This is a genomic window from Xanthomonas axonopodis pv. maculifoliigardeniae, from assembly GCF_041519315.1.
GTDB classification, from domain to species: domain Bacteria; phylum Pseudomonadota; class Gammaproteobacteria; order Xanthomonadales; family Xanthomonadaceae; genus Xanthomonas; species Xanthomonas euvesicatoria.
The window spans coordinates 4,581,684-4,601,220 of sequence record NZ_CP167998.1 but is presented as its reverse complement, the minus strand read 5'-3'; the positions used below and the strand labels follow the sequence as shown (position 1 = coordinate 4,601,220).

Genomic DNA, 19,537 nt, shown 5'->3' with positions numbered 1-19,537 from the left:
GGCATCGCCGCCTTATGTCTTACCAGCGCTCTACCAGGAGACAGACCATGACCGTCTCGAATGACGCGTTGATCGCCAAGATCGATGCCAATCCGAAGTACCACGCACTCAAGCGTCAGCGCAACACGCTGGGCTGGACGCTCACCATACTGATGTTGCTGGCCTATTACGGCTACATCGGCCTGATTGCCTTCGACAAGGAATTCCTCGCCAAGCCGATCGGTGCCGGCGTGACCTCGATCGGCATCCCGATCGCGATCGGAGTGATGGTGTTCACCATCGTCATCACCGCCATCTACGTGCGTCGCGCCAACAACACCTATGACCAGCTGACCGCGCAGATCCTGGAGGAAGCCCGCAAATGAGCAAGACTTCGCGCCTTCTCCTGATCCTGGCCGGCCTGATGCCTGCCGGCATCGCGCTGGCCGCCGGCGGCGACCTGGGCCAGGTCGACAAGCAGCCCACCAACTGGGTGGCGATCGCCATGTTCGGCTTCTTCGTGCTGGCCACCCTGTGGATCACCAAATGGGCGGCGGCCAAGACCAAGTCGGCCGCCGACTTCTATACCGCTGGCGGTGGCATCACCGGTTTCCAGAACGGCCTGGCGATCGCTGGCGACTTCATGTCGGCGGCGTCGTTCCTGGGCATCACCGCTGCGGTGATGGCCAACGGCTACGACGGCCTGATCTATGCGATCGGCTTTCTGGTCGGCTGGCCCATCCTGACCTTCCTGATGGCCGAACGCCTGCGCAACCTCGGCAAGTACACCTTCGCCGACGTGGCCGGTTACCGCTTCGCGCCCACAGCGATCCGCAGCTTTGCGGCGTCGGGCACCTTGGTGGTGGTGCTGTTCTATCTGATCGCACAGATGGTCGGTGCCGGTGCGCTGATCAAGTTGCTGTTCGGCCTGGACTACTGGGTGGCGGTGACCCTGGTCGGCGTGCTGATGATGATCTACGTGTTGTTCGGCGGCATGACCGCAACGACCTGGGTGCAGATCATCAAGGCCGTGCTGCTGCTGACCGGCGTGACCTTCATGGCCGTGGCGATCATGTGGCATTTCAACTTCAGCTTCGAGGCGCTGTTTGCCGAAGGCGTGCGGGTGAAAACCGCGGTCGCGGCCAGCGGTGGCGCTTCGCCCGAGGATGCAGCAAAAGCAGGCTTGTCGATCATGGGGCCGGGCGGTTTCGTCAAGGACCCGATTTCGGCGATTTCCTTCGGCATGGCGCTGATGTTCGGTACCGCCGGCCTGCCGCACATCCTGATGCGCTTCTTCACCGTTCCCGATGCCAAGCAGGCACGCAAGTCGGTGCTATGGGCCACCACCTGGATCGGGTACTTCTACATCCTGATCTTCATCATCGGCTTCGGTGCGATCGCACTGGTGTTGACCAACCCGCAGTTCGCCGATGTCGCCACCGGCACCATCCACGGCGGCAAGGGCGCGGCCAACATGGCGGCGGTGCTGGTCGGTAACGCGGTGGGCGGCAACGTGTTCATGGGCTTCATCTCGGCGGTGGCCTTCGCCACCATCCTGGCGGTGGTGGCCGGCCTGACCCTGTCCGGCGCCTCGGCGGTGTCGCATGACCTGTATGCCACGGTGATCAAGAAGGGCAACCCGGCGCCTGGTTCGGAGCTCAAGGTCTCGCGTGCCACCACCCTGGTGCTGGGCGTGATCGCGGTGCTGCTGGGCATCGTGTTCGAGAAGCAGAACGTTGCCTTCATGGTGTCGCTGGCCTTCGCCATCGCCGCCTCGGCCAACTTCCCGGTGCTGATCCTGTCGTTGCTGTGGAAGAACTGCACCACCCGTGGTGCAGTGACCGGTGGTTTCCTCGGCCTGATCTCCTCGCTGGTGCTGACGATCCTGTCGCCGTCGGTGTGGGTGGACACGCTGGGCAACGCGGCCGGCTCGGCGCCGTTCCCGTACACCTCGCCGGCGCTGTTCTCGATGACGATTGGTTTTGTCGGCATCTGGTTGTTCTCGGTGCTGGATCGCAGCCCGCAGGCAGCCAACGAACGCGCTGCCTTCAAGGCGCAGCAGATCCGTGCCGAAACCGGCCTGGGTGCCAGTGGCGCCTCCGGTCACTGATCGACGGGTTGATGGTTGCTGTGATCGCAGAACGCCGGCACTGGGCCGGCGTTCTGCGTTTTGGCGATGCCGCCGCTGTCGGGGCGGCCCGGCCAGGAACGTGTGCGAGATGCCCGCGCGGCCCTGGCCCAGGTGGCCGCGTGTTCGCGGTGGTGCGCGCATACTCCGGTGCCACGGCTGAGGTCGGCACGGGTGAGTAGGCCGGCCAGACGCAGGCGGTCGCGCATGTCGCGCTCGTCAAGGCTCAGGCCGGGGAAGGCAGGCGACTGCGGTGGCGACGCGACTGCGGCGGATGACGGCATGGCCGGCGGTCTCATGGGGGTCAGGCCAGCTTATCCACTTCGACCGGGCGGGTTGCTTCACGTCAAGTGATTGAATGACGGCGGCTGTCCGGTGCAGGTGCCCGCCTCGTGCCTTCGCTCACGGGCGGCGGCGCCCGACCGGTAGCGCCCGCGCATAGGCGCAGGCCGCTCGCCAACGGTCGGCGGCAAGCGCGTCAGTTGCGCTGATCCAGTGCGCCAGCTCGCAGGGTGGCGCCGATGACGCGCACGCCAGGCCGGCACGCGCGCCTTCCCACACACGGCACGGCAGCGCGTGGCGGAATAGCCCGGTTCCGCCACGCCGGGCTCCACCGTCCTGAGGGCGACGCATGGCGCGGTACCATTGGTGGTTTGAACCACGGTCCGCGCCATGAAGATTGCCTCCTGGAACGTCAACTCGCTCAATGTGCGCCTGCCGCACCTGCAACAGTGGCTCGCCGCGTTTGCGCCGGATGTGGTGGGCATCCAGGAAACCAAGCTGGAAGACCACAAGTTTCCCGATGCAGCGCTGGCGGCACTGGGCTACCGCAGCGTGTTCTGCGGGCAGAAAACCTATAACGGCGTGGCGATCCTGTCGCGCTCGCCGGCAGTTGACGTGCAGATGGGCATCCCCGGGCTCGACGATGTGCAGCAGCGCGTCATCGCCGCCACGGTGGATGGCGTGCGCATCATCAATCTGTATGTGGTCAACGGCCAGGACGTGGGCACCGAGAAGTACGCCTACAAGTTGCGCTGGCTCGCCGCAGCGCACGACTGGATCGCGCAGGAGCTGCAGCGGTACCCGCAGCTGGTGGTGCTGGGCGACTTCAACATCGCCCCGGACGCGCGCGACGTGCACGATGCAACGGTGTGGAACGAGCACCACATCCTCACCTCGACCGACGAGCGCGCCGCGTTGGACAAACTGCTGGCGCTGGGCTTGCACGACGCATTCCGGTTGCACAACCAGGACGCCGAGCACTTCAGTTGGTGGGATTACCGCCAGGCCGGTTTCCGCCGCAATCTGGGCTTGCGTATCGACCTGACCCTGGTCTCGGACGCGTTGCGCACGCGCGCGGTGGAATCGGGCATCGATCGCGAACCGCGGACCTGGGAGCGGCCCAGCGACCATGCGCCGGCGTGGGTGCGGCTGGCGGAGGTCGGCGCATGAGCGAGCGGCATCTGCGTCGGAGCACGCACAAGGTGGGCGATGTCACGCTGGGGCCGGTGCATCGCCTGAGTTGCCACTGCGGTGCAGTGCAAATCGATCTGGATCTGCCGCATGGCCTGCTCGATCCACGCCGCTGCGATTGCTCGATGTGCCGCCGACGCGGCGCCATCGTCGCGTCGGTCACCCTCGATGGCCTGCATGTGGTGCAGGGCGAGGAAGTGCTGCAGCTGTATCAATTCAACACGCAGACCGCAGCGCATTATTTCTGCGGCGTGTGCGGCATCTACACCCATCACCGGCGCCGCTCCAATCCCAACGAATACGGCTATAACGTCGGTTGCCTGGAAGGCGTCAATCCGTATGCGTTGAACATCGCCGTGCCGGTGGAAGACGGCGTGCACCACCCGGCCGATCGCATTGCCGCGAAAGGCTGAAACGACAACGCCCGGGCAGGCCCGGGCGTTGCGCGACGCGAGAGCTGTGTGAGGCGCTGCGTTAGCGCAGTCGGCCGCGGGTCACCAGATTGACGATGGCCAGCAAGATCACCGCACCCACCAGCGACCACACGAAGGTCCACAGCGTAATGGCCTGGTTGATGCCGCCACCAAACAGGAAACCGGCGATCAGTGCGCCCACGATGCCCACCACCACATTGAGGATGATGCCCTGCTGCGCGTCGCGGCGCATGATGATGCTGGCCAGCCAACCCACGATGCCGCCGACGATCAACCAGATGATGATGCCCATGTTGCTGATCTCCATGTTCGCGTGCACCGGAAGTGGTGCATGGGCGCCATTGGACGCAGCTGCGCGTGAAGCAGCTGTCGAGCGCGATGAACGATGTGGCCGAATGTTCGGCTTGGTGCACGGCGCGTGACAGCGCATGCGAGCTGGCAGGTTGGCCCGGTGCAGCTGTGGCTACGCCCGCACCGCCCCGGCGAGCGTGGCGAGCCGCAGGCGCGTCAGCTGCTCGGCCCGGCCTTGGGCATCGACCCGGCAGTGGTGCCATTGCAGCGCGATGCACGCGGGCGTCCCTCGTTGCAGCCGGCGCTGCCCGACCGCGATACCGGTTGGAGCCACAGCGGCGACTATCTGCTGGTAGGGCTGGGCCAGGGCGTGCGACTGGGCGTGGATCTGGAGCGCATTCGTGCGCGCCCGCGTGTGCTGGAGATCGCGCAACGCTTCTTCCATCGCGATGAAATCGCCTTGCTCGCTGCGCTGGCGCCGGACGCACAGCACGCGTTGTTCTTCCGGCTGTGGTGCGCCAAGGAAGCCTTGCTCAAGGCCCATGGGCATGGCCTGTCGTTCGGCTTGCACCGGCTTGCGTATGCGCCCGCGCCCGACGGCGCACTGCGCCTGCAGTGGTGCGATCCGGAACTTGGCCAGGCCGAACACTGGCAGCTGCACGAATGGTGGGCCACTCCAGAGTGCCGCGCCGCATTGGCGTTCCATCCGTTGGCAGGCGCTTAACCCGTCCGCTGCGTGGGCCTACGCCACGCCGTGCGGCAGAATCGGTTGACGGAACTGCGCCACCCCATCCAGGTCGCGCAACGTCACCGTGAGGACGCCGCTGCGGCCATCGATGTCCACTTCGCCAAAGAACTGGTAACCGGCCAGCGGCGAGGTGTTGGGCGCAGGTGGCGCTTTTTGAAACACCACGCTCGGGCCGAACGTGGCATCCAGTGCATTGGGCCCGAAACTGCCGGCATTGAGCGGGCCGCCGACAAATTCCCAGAACGGTTCGAACTGCTGAAACGCGGCGCGATCGGGGTGATAGTAGTGCGCCGCGCAGTAATGCACGTCGGCGGTGAGCCACACCGTATTGCGGATGCGTGCGCGGCTGATGAAGCGCAACAGCGTGGCGATTTCCTGTTCGCGGCCACGTGGCACGCCGGGGTCGCCATTGGCAATCGCCTCCCAGCGCGGGCGCCCGTTTCCATCTTCGCCATCTGGCACCTGCAGGCCGATCGGCATGTCGGCGGCAATCACCTTCCATTGCGCGCGCGAGCCGGCCAGTTCGCGCTGCAACCACGCCAGTTGCTCCGGCCCGAGAAACGCGGCATCGGGACCGGGCCGCGGTTGCAGGTTGTCGCTGTTGGCGCCGCGGTAGGTGCGCATGTCCAGCACGAACACATCCAGCAACGGGCCGTAGGCAATCTTGCGGTAGATACGCCCGCTGCCGTCGGCACGCACACCGCGCATCGGCGCATATTCCAGGAACGCCTGGCGGGCGCGCCTGGCCAGCACGTCGATGTCGCGCACCTGATAGCGCGCATCCAGTTGCTTGCCGGGCGACCAATTGTTGGTGGTTTCGTGGTCGTCCCATTGCCACAGTTGCGGCACCTCGGCATTGAAGCGGCGTACGTGCGCATCGAGCAGGTTGTAGCGATAGTTGCCGCGAAATTCGTCCAGCGTTTCGGCCACCTTGCTTTTGGCCGCGGTGGTGAGATTGCGCCAGCGCTTGCCGTCTTCCACCGTCAGCTCGGCCGGGATCGGGCTGTCGGCATAGATGGTGTCGCCGCTGTGCAGGAAGAAATCCGGATTGCGCTCGCGCATCGCCGAGTAGATGCGCATGCCGCCGATGTCCGGGTTGATGCCGAAGCCCTGGCCAACCGTGTCGCCGCTCCAGACAAAGCGCACATCGCCACGCGCCTGCGGTGCGCTGCGCAGATGGCCGTGGACGGGCGCGCTCAACACACCGCTGTCGGCATCTTCGAAACGCACGCGATAGAAGATGTCCTGGTCGCGTGGCAGGCCGCTCAGGTCCGCACGTGCGGTGAAGTCGTGCGCCGCCGATGCGATCGTGCCGTCCACGCGCCGCGCCTGACGCAGGCTTGGGCGGGTGTCCCATTCCACCCGCAACCGCGCCGGGCGGTCGGCACGGCTCCACAGCATCGCGCGGTCGTCCAGCACATCGCCGCTCTGCACCCCGTCGGTGATGGTGGGTCGTCCCGACGGCGCGGCCAGGCTGCGCGCAGACCAAGCGGCAGTGGCCGGCAGCAACACACCGGCACCCAAGCCTTGCAGGATGCGGCGACGGGCGGGATCGGAGACGGTCATGCGTGTCCTTCAGGCGGCTACGGCTGCGTGCAGGTGTAGCGCCGCCGTCTTACCGTCACGTGTCCGTGACCACCCCCGGGCGCGTTAACGCGATGGGCCGCACAGTGCGCCGCGAGCAGGATGCTGCGCGCACCAGCCTCGGGGCAGTGCGTCCGCGGCTGCCGCCCCGGCTCAGGCCTCCACTGCGCCGGGTCTGCCGTCCTCCACCACGAAGCGCTTGGTTGTCGACACCGTGGCGTTGCGGTCGCGCCGATCGGAGATGCCCTGCAGCCGGGTTTCCATCTGGCCCGGCGTAAGCGTCACCGACACATAGCCGCGCGTTTGCCCGTCCACGTAGTGCACATGCGGGTTGGCTGCCATGGTCGCGTGCAGTTCGTCGTTGCTCTGGCCGTCGGAAGTGATCGAAGTGCCGACGAATTCGGTGGCCAGCGTTGCCGACGCGTCGTCGCCCGGATCGGCCTTCAGGTCGGTGACCCAATACGAGTGGATGTCGCCGCCCCAGAACACCGGGTTGCGCAGGCGCGTGTTCGCAATCGCATCGAGCATGCGCTCGCGCGTGGCCGGGTAGCCGTCCCAGCCATCGGTCCAGTGCCCGACCACGCCGTCGCGCCCAGCCTGTCGCATCGGTGCCACCAGCAGATCCTGCGCAATGACGTTCCAGCGTGCTGGCGACTGCGCGAAGCGGCCATGCAGCCAGCGCTCCTGCTCCCAGCCGAGCATGGTGCGCTGCGGGTCGGTGCGCTGGCGGCAACTGTCGGCCACCACATGGCCGCCGCGCCAGCCATTGGCTTGCGGGCAGGGCTGCTCGCTGCGGTACTGGCGGCCATCGAGCACATAGAAACGCGCCAGCTGGCCGTAATCGAACGAGCGGTAGATGCGCATGTCCGCGCCGTGCGGGCGATGCCGCGCACGCAGCGGGAAATGTTCGTAGAAGGCGCGGTAGGCGGCAGCGCGCCGCGCCAGAAAGGTATCGACCGGAATCGAGGGGTCCTGCGACCAGCGATTGGCGTAATCGTTCTGTACCTCGTGGTCGTCCCAGGTCGCCACGCAGGCGCTGCCGGCGTGCAGCGCCTGCAGGTCCGGGTCGGTGCGGTAGAGCGCGTAGCGGTTGCGGTAGCCGGCCAGATCCAGGCATTCGCCGCTGCCGTGCGCGCGCACGATCTTGTGCGCCGCCTCGCCGTGGTTGCTGTACTCGTAGATGTAATCGCCGAGGAAGAACACCAGGTCCGGCTGTTCCGCGGCGAGGTGGCGGTAGGCACTGAAATACCCCAGTTCCCAGTGCGAGCAGGAGACAAACCCGAACCGCGCTGCGTCCGGGGTCCGATGCGCCGCCGGCAGGGTGCGCGCGGTGCCGATCGCGCTGCATGCACCCAGGGCCTGAAAGCAATACCAGTAGGGACGATCGGCCGCCAAACCGGTGAGCTCCACGTGCACCGCGTGGCCCCAGGCGGGGCTGGCGACGGTCTCGCCCTGGCGCACGATGGTGCGCATCTGCGGGTCGCTGGCCACCTGCCAGCGCACCGGCACCGCTGCGCGCAAGCCGCCGCGTCCGTCCGGGTCCAGCGGGCGGGGTGCCAGCCGTGTCCAGAGTACGAAGCCATCGGCCAACGGGTCGCCGGCCGCAACGCCCAGCGTGAAGGGATCGGCACTGCCGCTGGCGCGTGCGAACGGGCTGAGCAGCCCCGCCGCGGCCAGGCTGGCGCCGGCAATGAGGATGCGCCGCCGGCTCGGATCCGGTGGCGCCGGCGTGGCAGCGCAATCAGGCAGGGATGAGGCGGCAGACGGGTCGATCACAGGCATGGACAAACGGCAGGCAAGCAGACACGACCATGCTGTGGCCACGGCATGTCCGTTTTGTGTCACGTGTTGCAGCGTCACGGCCGGTGGTTCAGCACAGCCAGCCACGGCGCGGCCGGGCAGCACGCGGCAGGGCAGCGGCCTGCCGAGGCAACCACGCCATTCCCAGCCGCGATGCAAAGATCGGTGCGCGCATGCCCGCCAGCCCAGCTGCGATAATCGCGCCATGAACGATGCCGCACTCGCCCCCGATGTCTCTGCCGCGCTCGAACGCGGCCTGCAGGCCCAATCCCTGGATGCGGCCTTCGCCGCACCGCTGCTGCGCTACCTGGCCCTGCTGGTGCGCTGGAACAAGACCTACAACCTGACCGCCGTGCGCGACCCGCGCGAGATGGTCACCCGCCATCTGCTCGATTCGCTGGCCATGCAGCCCTACATCGCCAGCGGTACCCTGGCCGACCTGGGCACCGGCCCCGGCTTGCCCGGCATCCCGCTGGCGATCACCCGCCCGCAGCTGCAGGTGACGCTGGTGGAAAGCAATGGCAAGAAGGCGCGCTTCATGCGCGAGGCCTTGCGCCATCTGGAGTTGGGCAACGCCCGAGTGGCCGAATCCCGTGCCGAAGCGCTGGACGAGGCGGCCGCCTACGACCACCTCACCGCGCGCGCGCTGGACACGCTGGCCGGCATCATCGCCGTCGGCGGCCACCTGTTGCGCCCGGGCGGCAGCCTGTTGGCGATGAAGGGTGTGTACCCGCACGAGGAAATCGCCGCATTGCCGGCCGGCTGGACCGTTGGCGAGGTGCACCCGCTGCAGGTCCCCGGCCTGGAGGGCGAGCGGCACCTGGTGGTGGTGCGCAAGGGCTGAGCCGAAGCCGCGTCGGCCGGTCTCAAGCGGCCCTCACCCCGACCCTCTCCCACAGGCGGGGGCGATACCGCACTCACCAAGAGCGTCTCGTCCTTCCCTGACAAACCTAAAAGTCCCTTCCCCCGCCTGCGGGGGAAGGTGCCCGAAGGGCGGATGGGGGCAGTCCCCCTGACACGCCCGTCAATAACAGGGCAGCACCGACACTCCAGCCATGCCCCTGCACCAGCCCGTGTTGGGACTTCCGGCCCATGGCAGCACGACCGGGTGCTGCCATGATCGGGCGTTCGCTCCAGATCAGGCTTCCGCACGTGACCTCTCCGCTCGCCGCCGCACTCTCGCTCGCCCTGCTGGGCGCAGGCTTCGCCGCCCCCTCGGCGCAGGCCGCCACGCCACCGGCCCCGGCCACGCTCACCGCCGAGGCACCGGCCGATGCACGCTTTCGCGCGATCTACGAGAAAGAGTGGGCCTGGCGCCAGGCCGAGACCGGCCAGGCCGACGAAGACAGCGACACCACCGGCGACAACACGCATCTGCCCGATGTCAGCGCGGCCGCGCAGCAGGCGCGTCTGGCGGTATGGGACGGCGTACTCAAGCAGCTCGACGGCATCGACCCGAAGCAGCTCTCGCCGGCCAACCAGATCAACTTCGCCATCTACCGCCCGCAGGTGGAAAACCTGGCCGCCGAAGTGCGCCTGCGCCTGTACGAAATGCCGTTCAATTCGGATAGCTCGTTCTGGTCGAATCTGGGCTTCATGGCGCAGCGGCCGATGAAGACCGCGGCCGAGTACCGCGCCTACATCGCGCGCCTGAACGATGTACCGCGCTATTTCGACCAGCAGACGGTCAACATGCGCGCCGGCCTGGCACGCGGATTCAGCGTGCCGCGTGCCGTGCTGGACGGGCGCGATGTCTCCATCGCCACCGTGGCCGATGTCAAAGATCCCACCGAATCCACTTTCTACGCGCCGTTCAAGCAGCTGCCTGCGCAGATCCCGGCGGCCGAGCAGGCGCAACTGCGCGAACAGGCCAAGGCCGCGTTGCGCACCGCCGTCCTTCCGGCCTACAGCAAGCTGCTGACGTTCTTCCGCAACGACTACATGCCCAGGGCGCGCACCACGCTGGCGGCCGAAGCACTGCCCGACGGCAAGGCGTTCTACCGTCAGCAGATCCGCGAATACACCACGCTGGAACTGACGCCCGAGCAGATCCACCAGATCGGCCTGGACGAAGTGGCGCGCATCCAGACCCAGATGAACGCCATCATCCAGCAGGTGGGTTTCAAGGGCAGCTTCGCGCAGTTCCTGGCCTTCCTGCGCACCGACCCGCAGTTCTACGCCAAGACCCCGCAGGAGTTGCTCGATCGCGCCGCATGGATTTCCAAGCGCGTGGACGGGCAGGTGGGCAAGTTCATCGGCACGCTGCCGCGCGGGCGCTTCACCATCAAGCCGGTGCCCGACGATATCGCCCCGTTCTGGACCGCCGGCCGCGGCGGCGCCACCACTTACTGGGTCAATACCTACAACCTGCCATCGCGGCCGCTGTACAACTTGCCGGCGCTGACGTTGCACGAGTCCTCGCCGGGTCATTCGCTGCAGGGGTCGCTGGCGCTGGAGCAGGGCGAGCAACCGGCGTTCCGGCGCGAGAACTACATTTCCGCCTACGGCGAAGGTTGGGCGCTGTACACCGAAAAGCTCGGCCAGGAGATGGGCATCTACGAAACCCCGTACGAAGAATTCGGCCGGCTTACCTACGAAATGTGGCGCGCCTGCCGGTTGGTGATCGACACCGGTGTGCACCATGACGGCTGGAGCCGCGAGCAGGCATTGGCCTATCTGCGCGACCGCACCGCACTCAGCGAGCACGAAGTCACCACCGAAGTGGACCGCTACATCTCCTGGCCCGGCCAGGCGTTGAGCTACAAGCTGGGCGAGATCACCATCGTCAAGCTGCGCGCCGAGGCAGAAAAGGCGCTGGGTGACCGCTTCGACATCAAGGCCTTCCACGATGTGGTGCTGCGCCAGGGCTCGGTCACCTTGCCCGTGCTGGAACAGCAGGTGCGCGCCTTTATCGCTGAGAGCAAGGCACGCCCGATAGACGCCAAATCGCCCGGTCGCGCGGCGCCGTGATGCTGGGTCGCATTGCCGACCGCCGGCCAACCTTCTAGTGCGGTGAGGGCATCGCGCCCTCAAGGTCTTCGCGTTTGCTGCAGGGCCCTTGCCCGCCCACCATCGCGGGACACGCCGCAAGTGCGTCCATGTAGGCTCCGTGGCGGCATCCATGCCGCCAGGGTCCCACGACGGTAGGCGGGCAAGGACCAGTCGCGTTGGTCGGTGTGCAGCGTTTTCAACAAGCAACCAGCAGACCACCGGACGCGGCTCTCGCTCTTCAGTAAGAATCACCAGCCAACTGTCTGGTGCGGTGTCCTCGCCGCTTGCGGGACCGTTGGCGGCATGGATGCCGCCATCGAGCCCCCATGGACGGGTTGACGGTGTGTCCCGCGAGCGGCGAGGGCATCGCGCGCTCGAACCACCGAGCTTTGAAAGCCACCGAGCATCAAACAACGCAACACCCCGTGCAATTGTGTAACCACCCCGGCCCCTATACGCTGCGCCCATGCTGCTTCCTCGCGCCCGCCTGTCGGACCCGTTGCTCCGCCTGATGGCGTTGCTGGTGCTGGTCATGGGCGTGCTGGTTGCACCGGTCGCCTGCGCACTGGGCGATGTGCATGCGCTGGCGCACGATCAGGCGCATCTGGACGACACCGCACCGCATGGCCATGACGGTGCCGACGAAGGCGATGCCGGCGAACGCGACGGTGCCGGTTTGCTGCATGCCTTGATGCACAGCGGCTACTGCCACGGGCACAGCCCGGCCATGCTGCCGGCGTTGGCCTGGGGCCCGTTGCCTGCGCGCACGCACGGGCAGCCGCCCGTGCTGACCACCGCCTACCGCTCGCATCTGAGCGAGACCGGATTGCGTCCTCCGATCGCGGCCTGATGTATCGCCGGCAGCTGCCGGCCTGTCCATCGATCCCGATTCCGGAGACACCCTCATGTGGTTGCGACTGACGGCGCTTGCCGTCTTCGCGGTGGTGCCGTGCGCCAAGGCGCAGGACCTGCCGCCCAAACCCGTGCTGACCCTGGACGACGCCATTGCACGCGTCGCCCGCCAGCACCCCGATCTGCGCCTGGCCGATGGCCAACGCGCGGTCCTCAGCGCCGACGCCGAGCGCGACGCCCTGCGTCCGCCGTTGCGCATCGGTGCCGAATTGGAAAACGGGTTCGGCACCGGCCCCACCCGCGCGCTGGACCAGGCCGAACTCACCGTCACCCTGGCCGGCGTGCTGGAACGCGGCGGCAAGCTCGACGCGCGCCGCACCCTGGCGCAAGCACGTCTCGATGCGCTGGCACCGCAACGCGCCCTGGCCCGGCTGGATGTGCTGGCCGAAGTCGCGCGGCGTTACCTGGCCATCGGCATGGCCGCGCAGCGGCACGCGGCGGCGCTGGACACGCTGGCCCAGCGCCAGCGCACCGTCAGTGCTGCGCGCCAACGGCTGCAGGCCGGCGCATCGCCCGAATCGGTGCTGCTGACCGCCCAAGCCCTGCAGGCGCGCGCAGAACTGGAGCGCGATCGCGCCCAGCAGGAGCTGCTGGCCGCACGCCGCCAGCTGGCGGTGTTGTGGGGCGATCGCACGCCGGACTTCGGCGCCATCACCGGCGACCCGTTGCAACTGCCGGCGATTCCCGAGTTCGAGGTATTGGCGCAACTGCTCGACGCCACGCCGGAACTGGCACGCTTGAACGGCGAGCAACGCGTGCGCGAAGCACGGGTGCACTTGGCACGCAGCCAGGCGCGCCCGGATCTGGACTGGCAGGTGGGCGTGCGCCGGCTCGAAGGCAATGACGCCACTGCATTGCTTGGCAGCGTCTGGCTGGCATTGGGCAGCGCTGCACGTGCGCAGCCGGAGATTCGCGCCGCCGAAGCGGAGCTGGCGTTGCTGGACATCGAACGTCAATCGCAGGCGTCGGTGCTCTACGCCACGCTGGCCGATGCGCATGGCCGCTACCGCGCGACACAGCTGGAAGTGACGCGCATGCGCGAGGATGTACTGCCGGCGCTCGCACGCGCCGATGCCGCCGCCGAGCGCGCCTATCGCGCCGGCGCCACCAGTTATCTGGACTGGGCGCAGCTGCAGGCGCAACGCAGCGATGCACGCCAGCAGCAACTGGCCGCCGCACTGGAAGCACAGACCGCGCTGATCGAAATCCAGCGCCTGACCGGGCAGCCGTTCGTGCGCGAGCCTGCCGCGCAGGTGACGCCATGACTGCTGTTTCGGTACTGCGTTTTGATGCCGCGCGTGAGGGCGTTATCGGAATCGCCGCATCTGCAGCGATGTCGGCACCCAGCGCTCGCCAAACGCTGCCCACCCCAGGCGCACCTTCTTCGCAACCCACTTCCATTCGTTCGCCCGACGCAGTGCGTCGGCGCCAACCAGGACCACCTTCGATGACACGTTTCATGATTGCGCCGCTGCTGCTGGCGCTGGTGCTCAGCGGCTGCGGCCGCAACAGCGACGCAGCGCACGAAGACCACACAGGGCACGCCGCCGAAGGCGAGGCGGGCGCCGATGCGCACGCTGATGAAGCCCAGACCGGCACGCACGGCGGGCGGTTGCTCAGCCAGGACGGCGACAGCGTGGAGCTGGCCATCGCCGAAGACGGCACGCCGCCTACGTACCAGGCCTGGCTGTACCGCGATGGCAAACCATTGCCGGCCACCGCCGGCAAGGTGGAGGTGCATCTGACCCGGCTCGGCGGTATCAATGAAGTGCATCGCTTGCGGCCGCGCGACGACGGCAGTCTGCTGGCCGACAGCACGGTCGGCGAGCCGCATTCGTTCGATGTGGAGGTGCGCGCCACCGTGCAGGGCAAGACCCATCGCTGGGCCTATCCCAGCTATGAAGGCCGCACCACCATCGCGGCGAAAGTCGCGCAGGACGCCGGCATTCGTGTTGCGCCGGTGGGCGCCGGCAGCATTGCCGACCAGCACGAAGTGCAGGGGCTACTGACGCCGGCAGAAGGCGCGCAAGCACAGGCGACCGCGCGTTTTCCCGGCCCGGTACGCAGCCTGCGCGTCAACGTGGGCGACCAGGTACGCGCCGGTCAGGTGCTGGCCACGGTGGAGAGCAATCTGAGCCTGACCACCTATTCGGTGAGCGCACCGATCAGCGGCACCGTGCTGGCGCGTAATGCCAGCCTGGGCAGCAATGCCAGCGAAGGCCAGGCCTTGTTCGAGATCGCCGACCTGTCCACCTTGTGGGTGGATCTGCACATCTTCGGCGCCGACGCCGGGCATATCACCGCCGGCGCACCGGTGACGGTCACGCGCATCAGCGATGGCGTCGTGGCGCAAACGAACCTGGAGCGTGTATTGCCCGGCACGGCGACGGCGAGCCAGAGCACGGTGGCGCGCGCGGTGCTGCGCAATAGCGATGGTTTATGGCGGCCTGGCTCTGCGGTGAAGGCGCGGGTCACGGTGGCGCAGCAACCGGCAGCGATGGTGGTGCCGGTGGGGGCGTTGCAGCGGTTCCGCGACTGGGACGTGGTGTTTGTACGGGTGGGCGATGTCTACGAAGTGCGGCCGGTGAAGCTGGGGGCGCGCGATGCGCAGCATGTGCAAGTGTTATCGGGCTTGGCGGCAGGCGATGCGGTGGTGGTGGAGCAGAGTTATCTGGTGAAGGCCGATATCGAAAAGTCGGGGGCTTCGCATGATCATTGATCGCGTTGGTTTGTGTGGCAGTGCGTTGTCGAGTGGGGGCGTTTGTTGGGTGCAGGGGGACGTGCCACGTCCAAGGCCTTCGCGCCCTCTTGGGCTGGAGCAGAGGCTTTCGCGCCCCTTCGGGCTAGGGCAAAGGCTTTCGCGCCCTGTCGGGCGCGAGTCACTTTTCTTTGCTTGTGCAAAGAAAAGTAACCAAAAGAAAGCACACCCCGTCCTCGCGCCCTCCGCGCCTGCGGCGCTGCGGGTTCGCAAGGCCGGCAGAAATTTTTGTAAGGGACGTCCCTGTCCCTTACAAAAACGTCGCGCATCCATGCGCGCCGCCCTGCGGGTTGTATCTGCCGGCCTTGCCGCTGCGGTATGGGGCCCCGAAAGCAAACAACAGCAACAGCAACAACGAGAACTAATACCACGACAGTGCTGGCGCGTGGGTGAGTGTCTGTTTGATGTGGTGCGGCGCGTTCCTGTGGGGCAACGGCGCTGTCTGTCGGTGGTGCGACCAGTGCGACGCTCGGCGGCTTGCGGTGCCATGTCTGCACGGGGGAGCGTGTCATGCTGACCAACATCATTCGCTTTGCGATCGCGCAGCGGTGGTTGATGCTGGCGTTGACCGGTGTGCTGATTGCGATCGGGGCGTGGAGTTTTTCGCGCTTGCCGATCGATGCAACACCGGACATCACCAACGTGCAGGTGCAGGTCAATACCGCAGCGCCCGGCTATTCGCCGCTGGAATCCGAGCAGCGGGTGACGTTTCCGTTGGAGACAGTGCTGGCGGGCTTGCCGGGTCTGGAATCCACCCGCTCGCTGTCGCGCTATGGCTTGTCGCAGGTCACAGCGGTGTTCGCCGATGGCACCGATCTGTATTTCGCGCGGCAACAGGTGGCCGAGCGTCTGCAGCAGGTCAAGTCGCAATTGCCTGCCGAGCTGGAGCCGCAACTAGGGCCGATTGCCACTGGCCTGGGCGAGATCTTCATGTATACCGTGGAGGCCAAGCCGCATGCGCGCAAGCCCGATGGCAGTGCATGGACGGCGACCGATCTGCGCACCTTGCAGGATTGGGTGGTGCGCCCGCAGCTGCGCAATGTGCCGGGCGTGACCGAGGTCAACACCATCGGCGGGTATGCGCGGCAGATCCATATCACGCCCGATCCGGCGCGCCTGGTCGCGCTGGGATTTACCCTGGACGACGTTGCCCAGGCGGTCGAGTCCAACAACCGCAACATCGGCGCCGGCTATATCGAACGCAACGGCCAGCAGTTTCTGGTGCGGGTGCCGGGGCAGGTGGACGACATCGCGCAGATCGGCGCGATCGTGCTGGATCGGCGCGCCGGCGTGCCGATCCGCGTGCGCGATGTGGCGCAGGTGGGCGAGGGGCGTGAGTTGCGCACCGGTGCGGCCACCCAGGACGGCACCGAGGTGGTGCTCGGCACGGTGTTCATGCTGGTCGGCGCCAATAGCCGCACCGTGTCGCAGGCCGCTGCCGAGCGCTTGAAAGTGGCCAACGCCAGCCTGCCGGCCGGCGTGCAGGCAGTGCCGGTGTACGACCGCACCGCACTGGTGGACCGCACCATCGTCACCGTCGCCAAGAACCTGATCGAAGGCGCATTGCTGGTGATCGTGGTGTTGTTCCTGTTGCTGGGCAACGTGCGCGCAGCGCTGATCACGGCCGCAGTGATTCCGCTGGCGATGCTGTTCACGCTCACCGGCATGGTGCGTGGTGGCGTGTCCGGCAATTTGATGAGCCTGGGTGCGCTGGATTTCGGCCTGATCGTCGATGGTGCGGTGATCATCGTAGAGAACTGCCTGCGCCGCTTCGGCGAAGCGCAACGCCGGCTGGGGCGCGTGCTCGAACGCGATGAGCGCTTCGAGCTCACTGCCGAAGCCACTGCCGAGGTGATCCGCCCCAGCCTGTTCGGCCTGGGCATCATCACCGCGGTGTATCTGCCGGTGTTCGCGCTCACCGGCATCGAAGGCAAGATGTTCCACCCGATGGCGATCACCGTGGTGCTGGCGCTGACCGGCGCGATGCTGCTGTCGCTGACCTTCGTGCCGGCAGCGATTGCGTTGCTGCTCGGCGGCAAGGTGGCCGAGCACGACAACCGCGCAATGCGCTGGGCGCGCGGCGTCTACGCGCCATTGCTCGATCGTGCGCTGCGCCACGGCCGGTGGGTCGGCATTGCAGCGTTTGCAACGGTGGCGCTGTGCGCGGTGCTGGCCACGCGCCTGGGCAGCGAGTTCATCCCCAATCTGGACGAAGGCGATATTGCGCTGCATGCCCTGCGCATTCCCGGCACCAGCCTGGAGCAGGCCATCACCATGCAATCCACGCTGGAAAAACGCATCAAGCAGTTTCCGGAGGTGGCGCATGTGTTCGGCAAACTCGGCACCGCCGAAGTGGCCACCGACCCGATGCCGCCATCGGTCGCCGATACCTTCCTGATCATGCATCCGCGTGCGCAGTGGCCGGATCCGCGCAAGCCCAAGGCGCAGTTGCTGGCCGAGATCGAGGAGGCGGTGAAGCAGCTGCCCGGCAACAATTACGAGTTCACCCAGCCGATCCAGATGCGCATGAACGAGCTGATCTCCGGTGTGCGTGCGGATGTGGCGATCAAGGTCTATGGCGACGATCTGGACACGTTGGTCCAGCTCGGGCAGCGCGTGCAGGAAATCGCCGGCGCGGTGCCCGGTGCGGCCGATGTGAGTCTGGAACAGGCCACCGGTTTGCCGATGCTGGCGGTGGTGCCCGATCGCGCCGCGTTGGCCGGCTACGGGCTCAATCCCGGCGTGGTGCAGGACACCGTGGCGGCGGCCGTAGGCGGGCAGGAGGCCGGGCAATTGTTCGAAGGCGACCGGCGCTTCGACATCGTGGTGCGCCTGCCCGAAGCCCTGCGCCAGGACCCGACGGCGCTGGCCGATCTGCCGATCCCGCTGCGTGGCGATGGCGAACGTGCCGATGCGGACGAGTCCAGCCGCGCGGCAGGCTGGCGCAGTGGCGAGCCGGCCACCGTGCCGCTGCGCGAGGTCGCCAAGGTCGACACCGTGCTGGGGCCCAACCAGATCAACCGCGAAGACGGCAAGCGCCGCATCGTGATCACGGCCAACGTGCGCGATCGCGATCTGGGGAGCTTCGTGGCCGAGGTGCAGCAGCGCGTCAAGGCACAGGTCAAACTGCCGACCGGGTACTGGATCGGCTACGGCGGCACCTTCGAGCAACTGATCTCCGCCAGCCAGCGCCTGGCCTGGGTGGTGCCGGGCACCTTGGTGCTGATCTTCGCGCTGCTGTACTGGTCGTTCGGTTCGTTGCGCGATGCGGTGGTGGTGTTCAGCGGCGTGCCGCTGGCGCTGACCGGCGGCGTGGTGGCGTTGGCGCTGCGCGGGCTGGCCTTGTCGATTTCCGCCGGTGTGGGCTTTATCGCGTTGTCCGGGGTGGCGGTGCTCAACGGTCTGGTGATGATCGCCTTCGTGCGCAGCCTGCGCGCTGACGGCATGCCGCTGGAGCAGGCATTGCGCGAAGGCGCGCTGGCGCGGCTGCGACCGGTGCTGATGACCGCATTGGTGGCCGCGCTGGGCTTTGTGCCGATGGCCTTCAACGTCGGTGCCGGTGCCGAAGTGCAGCGCCCGCTGGCCACGGTGGTGATCGGCGGCATCGTCTCCTCCACCCTGCTCACCCTGCTGGTATTGCCGGTGCTGTATCGCTGGCTGCATCGGGAGCGGTCGCCACGCGTCGCATCGCTTCCCAGGCAGCCGCACGGGAGCACGCCATGAGCGATGCCTGCTGCGGCTGCGGCAAGACCCTGGATGTGGCCGCCATGCAGGCGCGCCAACGGCGCGTCCTGTGGTGGGTGCTGACGATCAATACCGGCAGCTTTGCGCTGATGTTGGCCGGCGCGCTGCACAGCGGCGCGGCCTCGCTGCTGTCCGGCAGCCTGGACAATCTGGGCGATGCACTCACCTATGCACTCAGCCTGGCTGTGGTTGGCGCCAGCCTGACCGGCAAGGCGCGGGTGGCCCTGCTCAAGGCCGGCATGATCCTGCTGGCGGCGCTGGCGGTGGCAGCCGAGATCGGCTGGAAACTGGCCCACCCACAGCTGCCGCTGTTCCAGAGCATGGGGGTGGTGGCGGGGCTGAACTTCGCCGCCAATCTGGTCTGCCTGCGCCTGTTGTGGCCCTACCGTAGCGGCGACATCAACCTGGCATCGGCCTGGGCCTGCTCGCGCAACGATGTCTACGAGGGCGTGGCGGTGCTGGCGGCCAGCGCAGCGGTGTGGGCGTTCGGCAGTGGTTGGCCGGACCTGCTGATCGCAGGGGTCTTGCTGCTCTTGTTTCTGCGCTCGGCCTGGCAGGTGGCGCGTGGTGCCTGGGCGGAACTGCGCCGGGTCGCTGCGCCAGCGCAAGCCGGAGGCGGGTGATCGCGCGTTGGCACCGTTGCCGGGTGCACCGCCGACCGCGTCCGGGCAGGTAGCGTAAGTGCTTGCGGCACA

15 protein-coding genes and 1 pseudogene are annotated in these 19,537 nt (G+C 67.2%); 13 read left to right on the top strand and 3 right to left on the bottom strand.

Annotated elements, in window-relative coordinates; all coding sequences use genetic code 11:
• Positions 1–47 precede the first annotated feature (47 nt).
• The 4 genes from ACDH77_RS19600 to ACDH77_RS19585 all read left to right on the top strand — a co-directional run bounded on the left by ACDH77_RS19600 (position 48) and on the right by ACDH77_RS19585 (position 3,993).
• Complete coding sequence (locus tag ACDH77_RS19600) at positions 48–365, top strand: DUF485 domain-containing protein (protein WP_008575982.1); 318 nt, start codon at positions 48–50, stop codon at positions 363–365.
• Positions 362–2,089: a cation acetate symporter gene (locus ACDH77_RS19595; RefSeq protein WP_127171732.1), complete on the top strand. Its 1,728-nt coding sequence runs from the start codon at positions 362–364 to the stop codon at positions 2,087–2,089. Before ACDH77_RS19600 ends, ACDH77_RS19595 begins: the two co-directional genes overlap by 4 nt.
• A 690-nt stretch (positions 2,090–2,779) precedes the next feature.
• Positions 2,780–3,559 carry an exodeoxyribonuclease III gene (gene xth / locus ACDH77_RS19590; protein WP_122272141.1) on the top strand — a complete coding sequence of 260 codons (780 nt, stop codon included), beginning with the start codon at positions 2,780–2,782 and terminating at the stop codon, positions 3,557–3,559.
• A complete protein-coding gene (locus tag ACDH77_RS19585) occupies positions 3,556–3,993 on the top strand; it encodes a GFA family protein (RefSeq protein WP_008575974.1) in 438 nt (145 codons plus the stop codon). Before xth ends, ACDH77_RS19585 begins: the two co-directional genes overlap by 4 nt.
• Positions 3,994–4,054: 61 nt before the next feature.
• Here ACDH77_RS19585 and ACDH77_RS19580 read toward each other — a convergent pair whose 3' ends face one another.
• A complete protein-coding gene (locus ACDH77_RS19580; RefSeq protein WP_005914591.1) occupies positions 4,055–4,306 on the bottom strand; it encodes a GlsB/YeaQ/YmgE family stress response membrane protein in 252 nt (83 codons plus the stop codon).
• Positions 4,307–4,432: 126 nt separating this feature from the next.
• Here ACDH77_RS19580 and ACDH77_RS19575 point away from each other — a divergent pair, with 126 nt between their 5' ends.
• Entirely contained in the window at positions 4,433–5,029 is a 597-nt protein-coding gene (locus tag ACDH77_RS19575) for a 4'-phosphopantetheinyl transferase family protein (protein ID WP_008575969.1), read from the top strand.
• Between the two features lie 18 nt (positions 5,030–5,047).
• Here the strand turns inward: ACDH77_RS19575 and ACDH77_RS19570 are convergent, their stop codons facing one another.
• A complete protein-coding gene (locus ACDH77_RS19570; protein WP_029820729.1) occupies positions 5,048–6,619 on the bottom strand; it encodes an alkaline phosphatase D family protein in 1,572 nt (523 codons plus the stop codon).
• A 171-nt stretch (positions 6,620–6,790) separates the two neighbouring features.
• Positions 6,791–8,419 carry an alkaline phosphatase gene (locus ACDH77_RS19565; RefSeq protein ID WP_372353612.1) on the bottom strand — a complete coding sequence of 543 codons (1,629 nt, stop codon included), beginning with the start codon at positions 8,417–8,419 and terminating at the stop codon, positions 6,791–6,793.
• A gap of 223 nt (positions 8,420–8,642) precedes the next feature.
• On the opposite strand from ACDH77_RS19565, the gene rsmG reads away from it, so the two are divergent.
• From rsmG to ACDH77_RS19525, 8 genes and pseudogenes are all read left to right on the top strand, one after another.
• Positions 8,643–9,281 (top strand): 16S rRNA (guanine(527)-N(7))-methyltransferase RsmG, encoded by a 639-nt coding sequence (gene rsmG, locus ACDH77_RS19560; RefSeq protein ID WP_372353611.1) that lies wholly within the window; start codon positions 8,643–8,645, stop codon positions 9,279–9,281.
• 308 nt (positions 9,282–9,589) lie between these two features.
• Positions 9,590–11,407 (top strand): DUF885 family protein, encoded by a 1,818-nt coding sequence (locus ACDH77_RS19555; protein ID WP_218489058.1) that lies wholly within the window; start codon positions 9,590–9,592, stop codon positions 11,405–11,407.
• A 152-nt stretch (positions 11,408–11,559) separates the two neighbouring features.
• Positions 11,560–11,807, top strand: a pseudogene (locus ACDH77_RS19550) (hypothetical protein); the annotation flags it as partial.
• 87 nt (positions 11,808–11,894) lie between these two features.
• Entirely contained in the window at positions 11,895–12,278 is a 384-nt protein-coding gene (locus ACDH77_RS19545) for a DUF2946 family protein (RefSeq protein ID WP_008577212.1), read from the top strand.
• Positions 12,279–12,333: 55 nt separating this feature from the next.
• Positions 12,334–13,605: a TolC family protein gene (locus ACDH77_RS19540; protein ID WP_372353610.1), complete on the top strand. Its 1,272-nt coding sequence runs from the start codon at positions 12,334–12,336 to the stop codon at positions 13,603–13,605.
• A gap of 182 nt (positions 13,606–13,787) precedes the next feature.
• The gene (locus ACDH77_RS19535) at positions 13,788–15,059 is read left to right on the top strand and encodes an efflux RND transporter periplasmic adaptor subunit (RefSeq protein ID WP_372353609.1); all 1,272 of its coding nucleotides are present in this window, start codon (positions 13,788–13,790) and stop codon (positions 15,057–15,059) included.
• 549 nt (positions 15,060–15,608) lie between these two features.
• The gene (locus tag ACDH77_RS19530; protein ID WP_338338505.1) at positions 15,609–18,821 is read left to right on the top strand and encodes a CusA/CzcA family heavy metal efflux RND transporter; all 3,213 of its coding nucleotides are present in this window, start codon (positions 15,609–15,611) and stop codon (positions 18,819–18,821) included.
• Positions 18,818–19,465 carry a cation transporter gene (locus ACDH77_RS19525; protein ID WP_338338504.1) on the top strand — a complete coding sequence of 216 codons (648 nt, stop codon included), beginning with the start codon at positions 18,818–18,820 and terminating at the stop codon, positions 19,463–19,465. The genes ACDH77_RS19530 and ACDH77_RS19525 overlap by 4 nt, the downstream gene beginning before the upstream one ends.
• Positions 19,466–19,537: the final 72 nt, after the last annotated feature.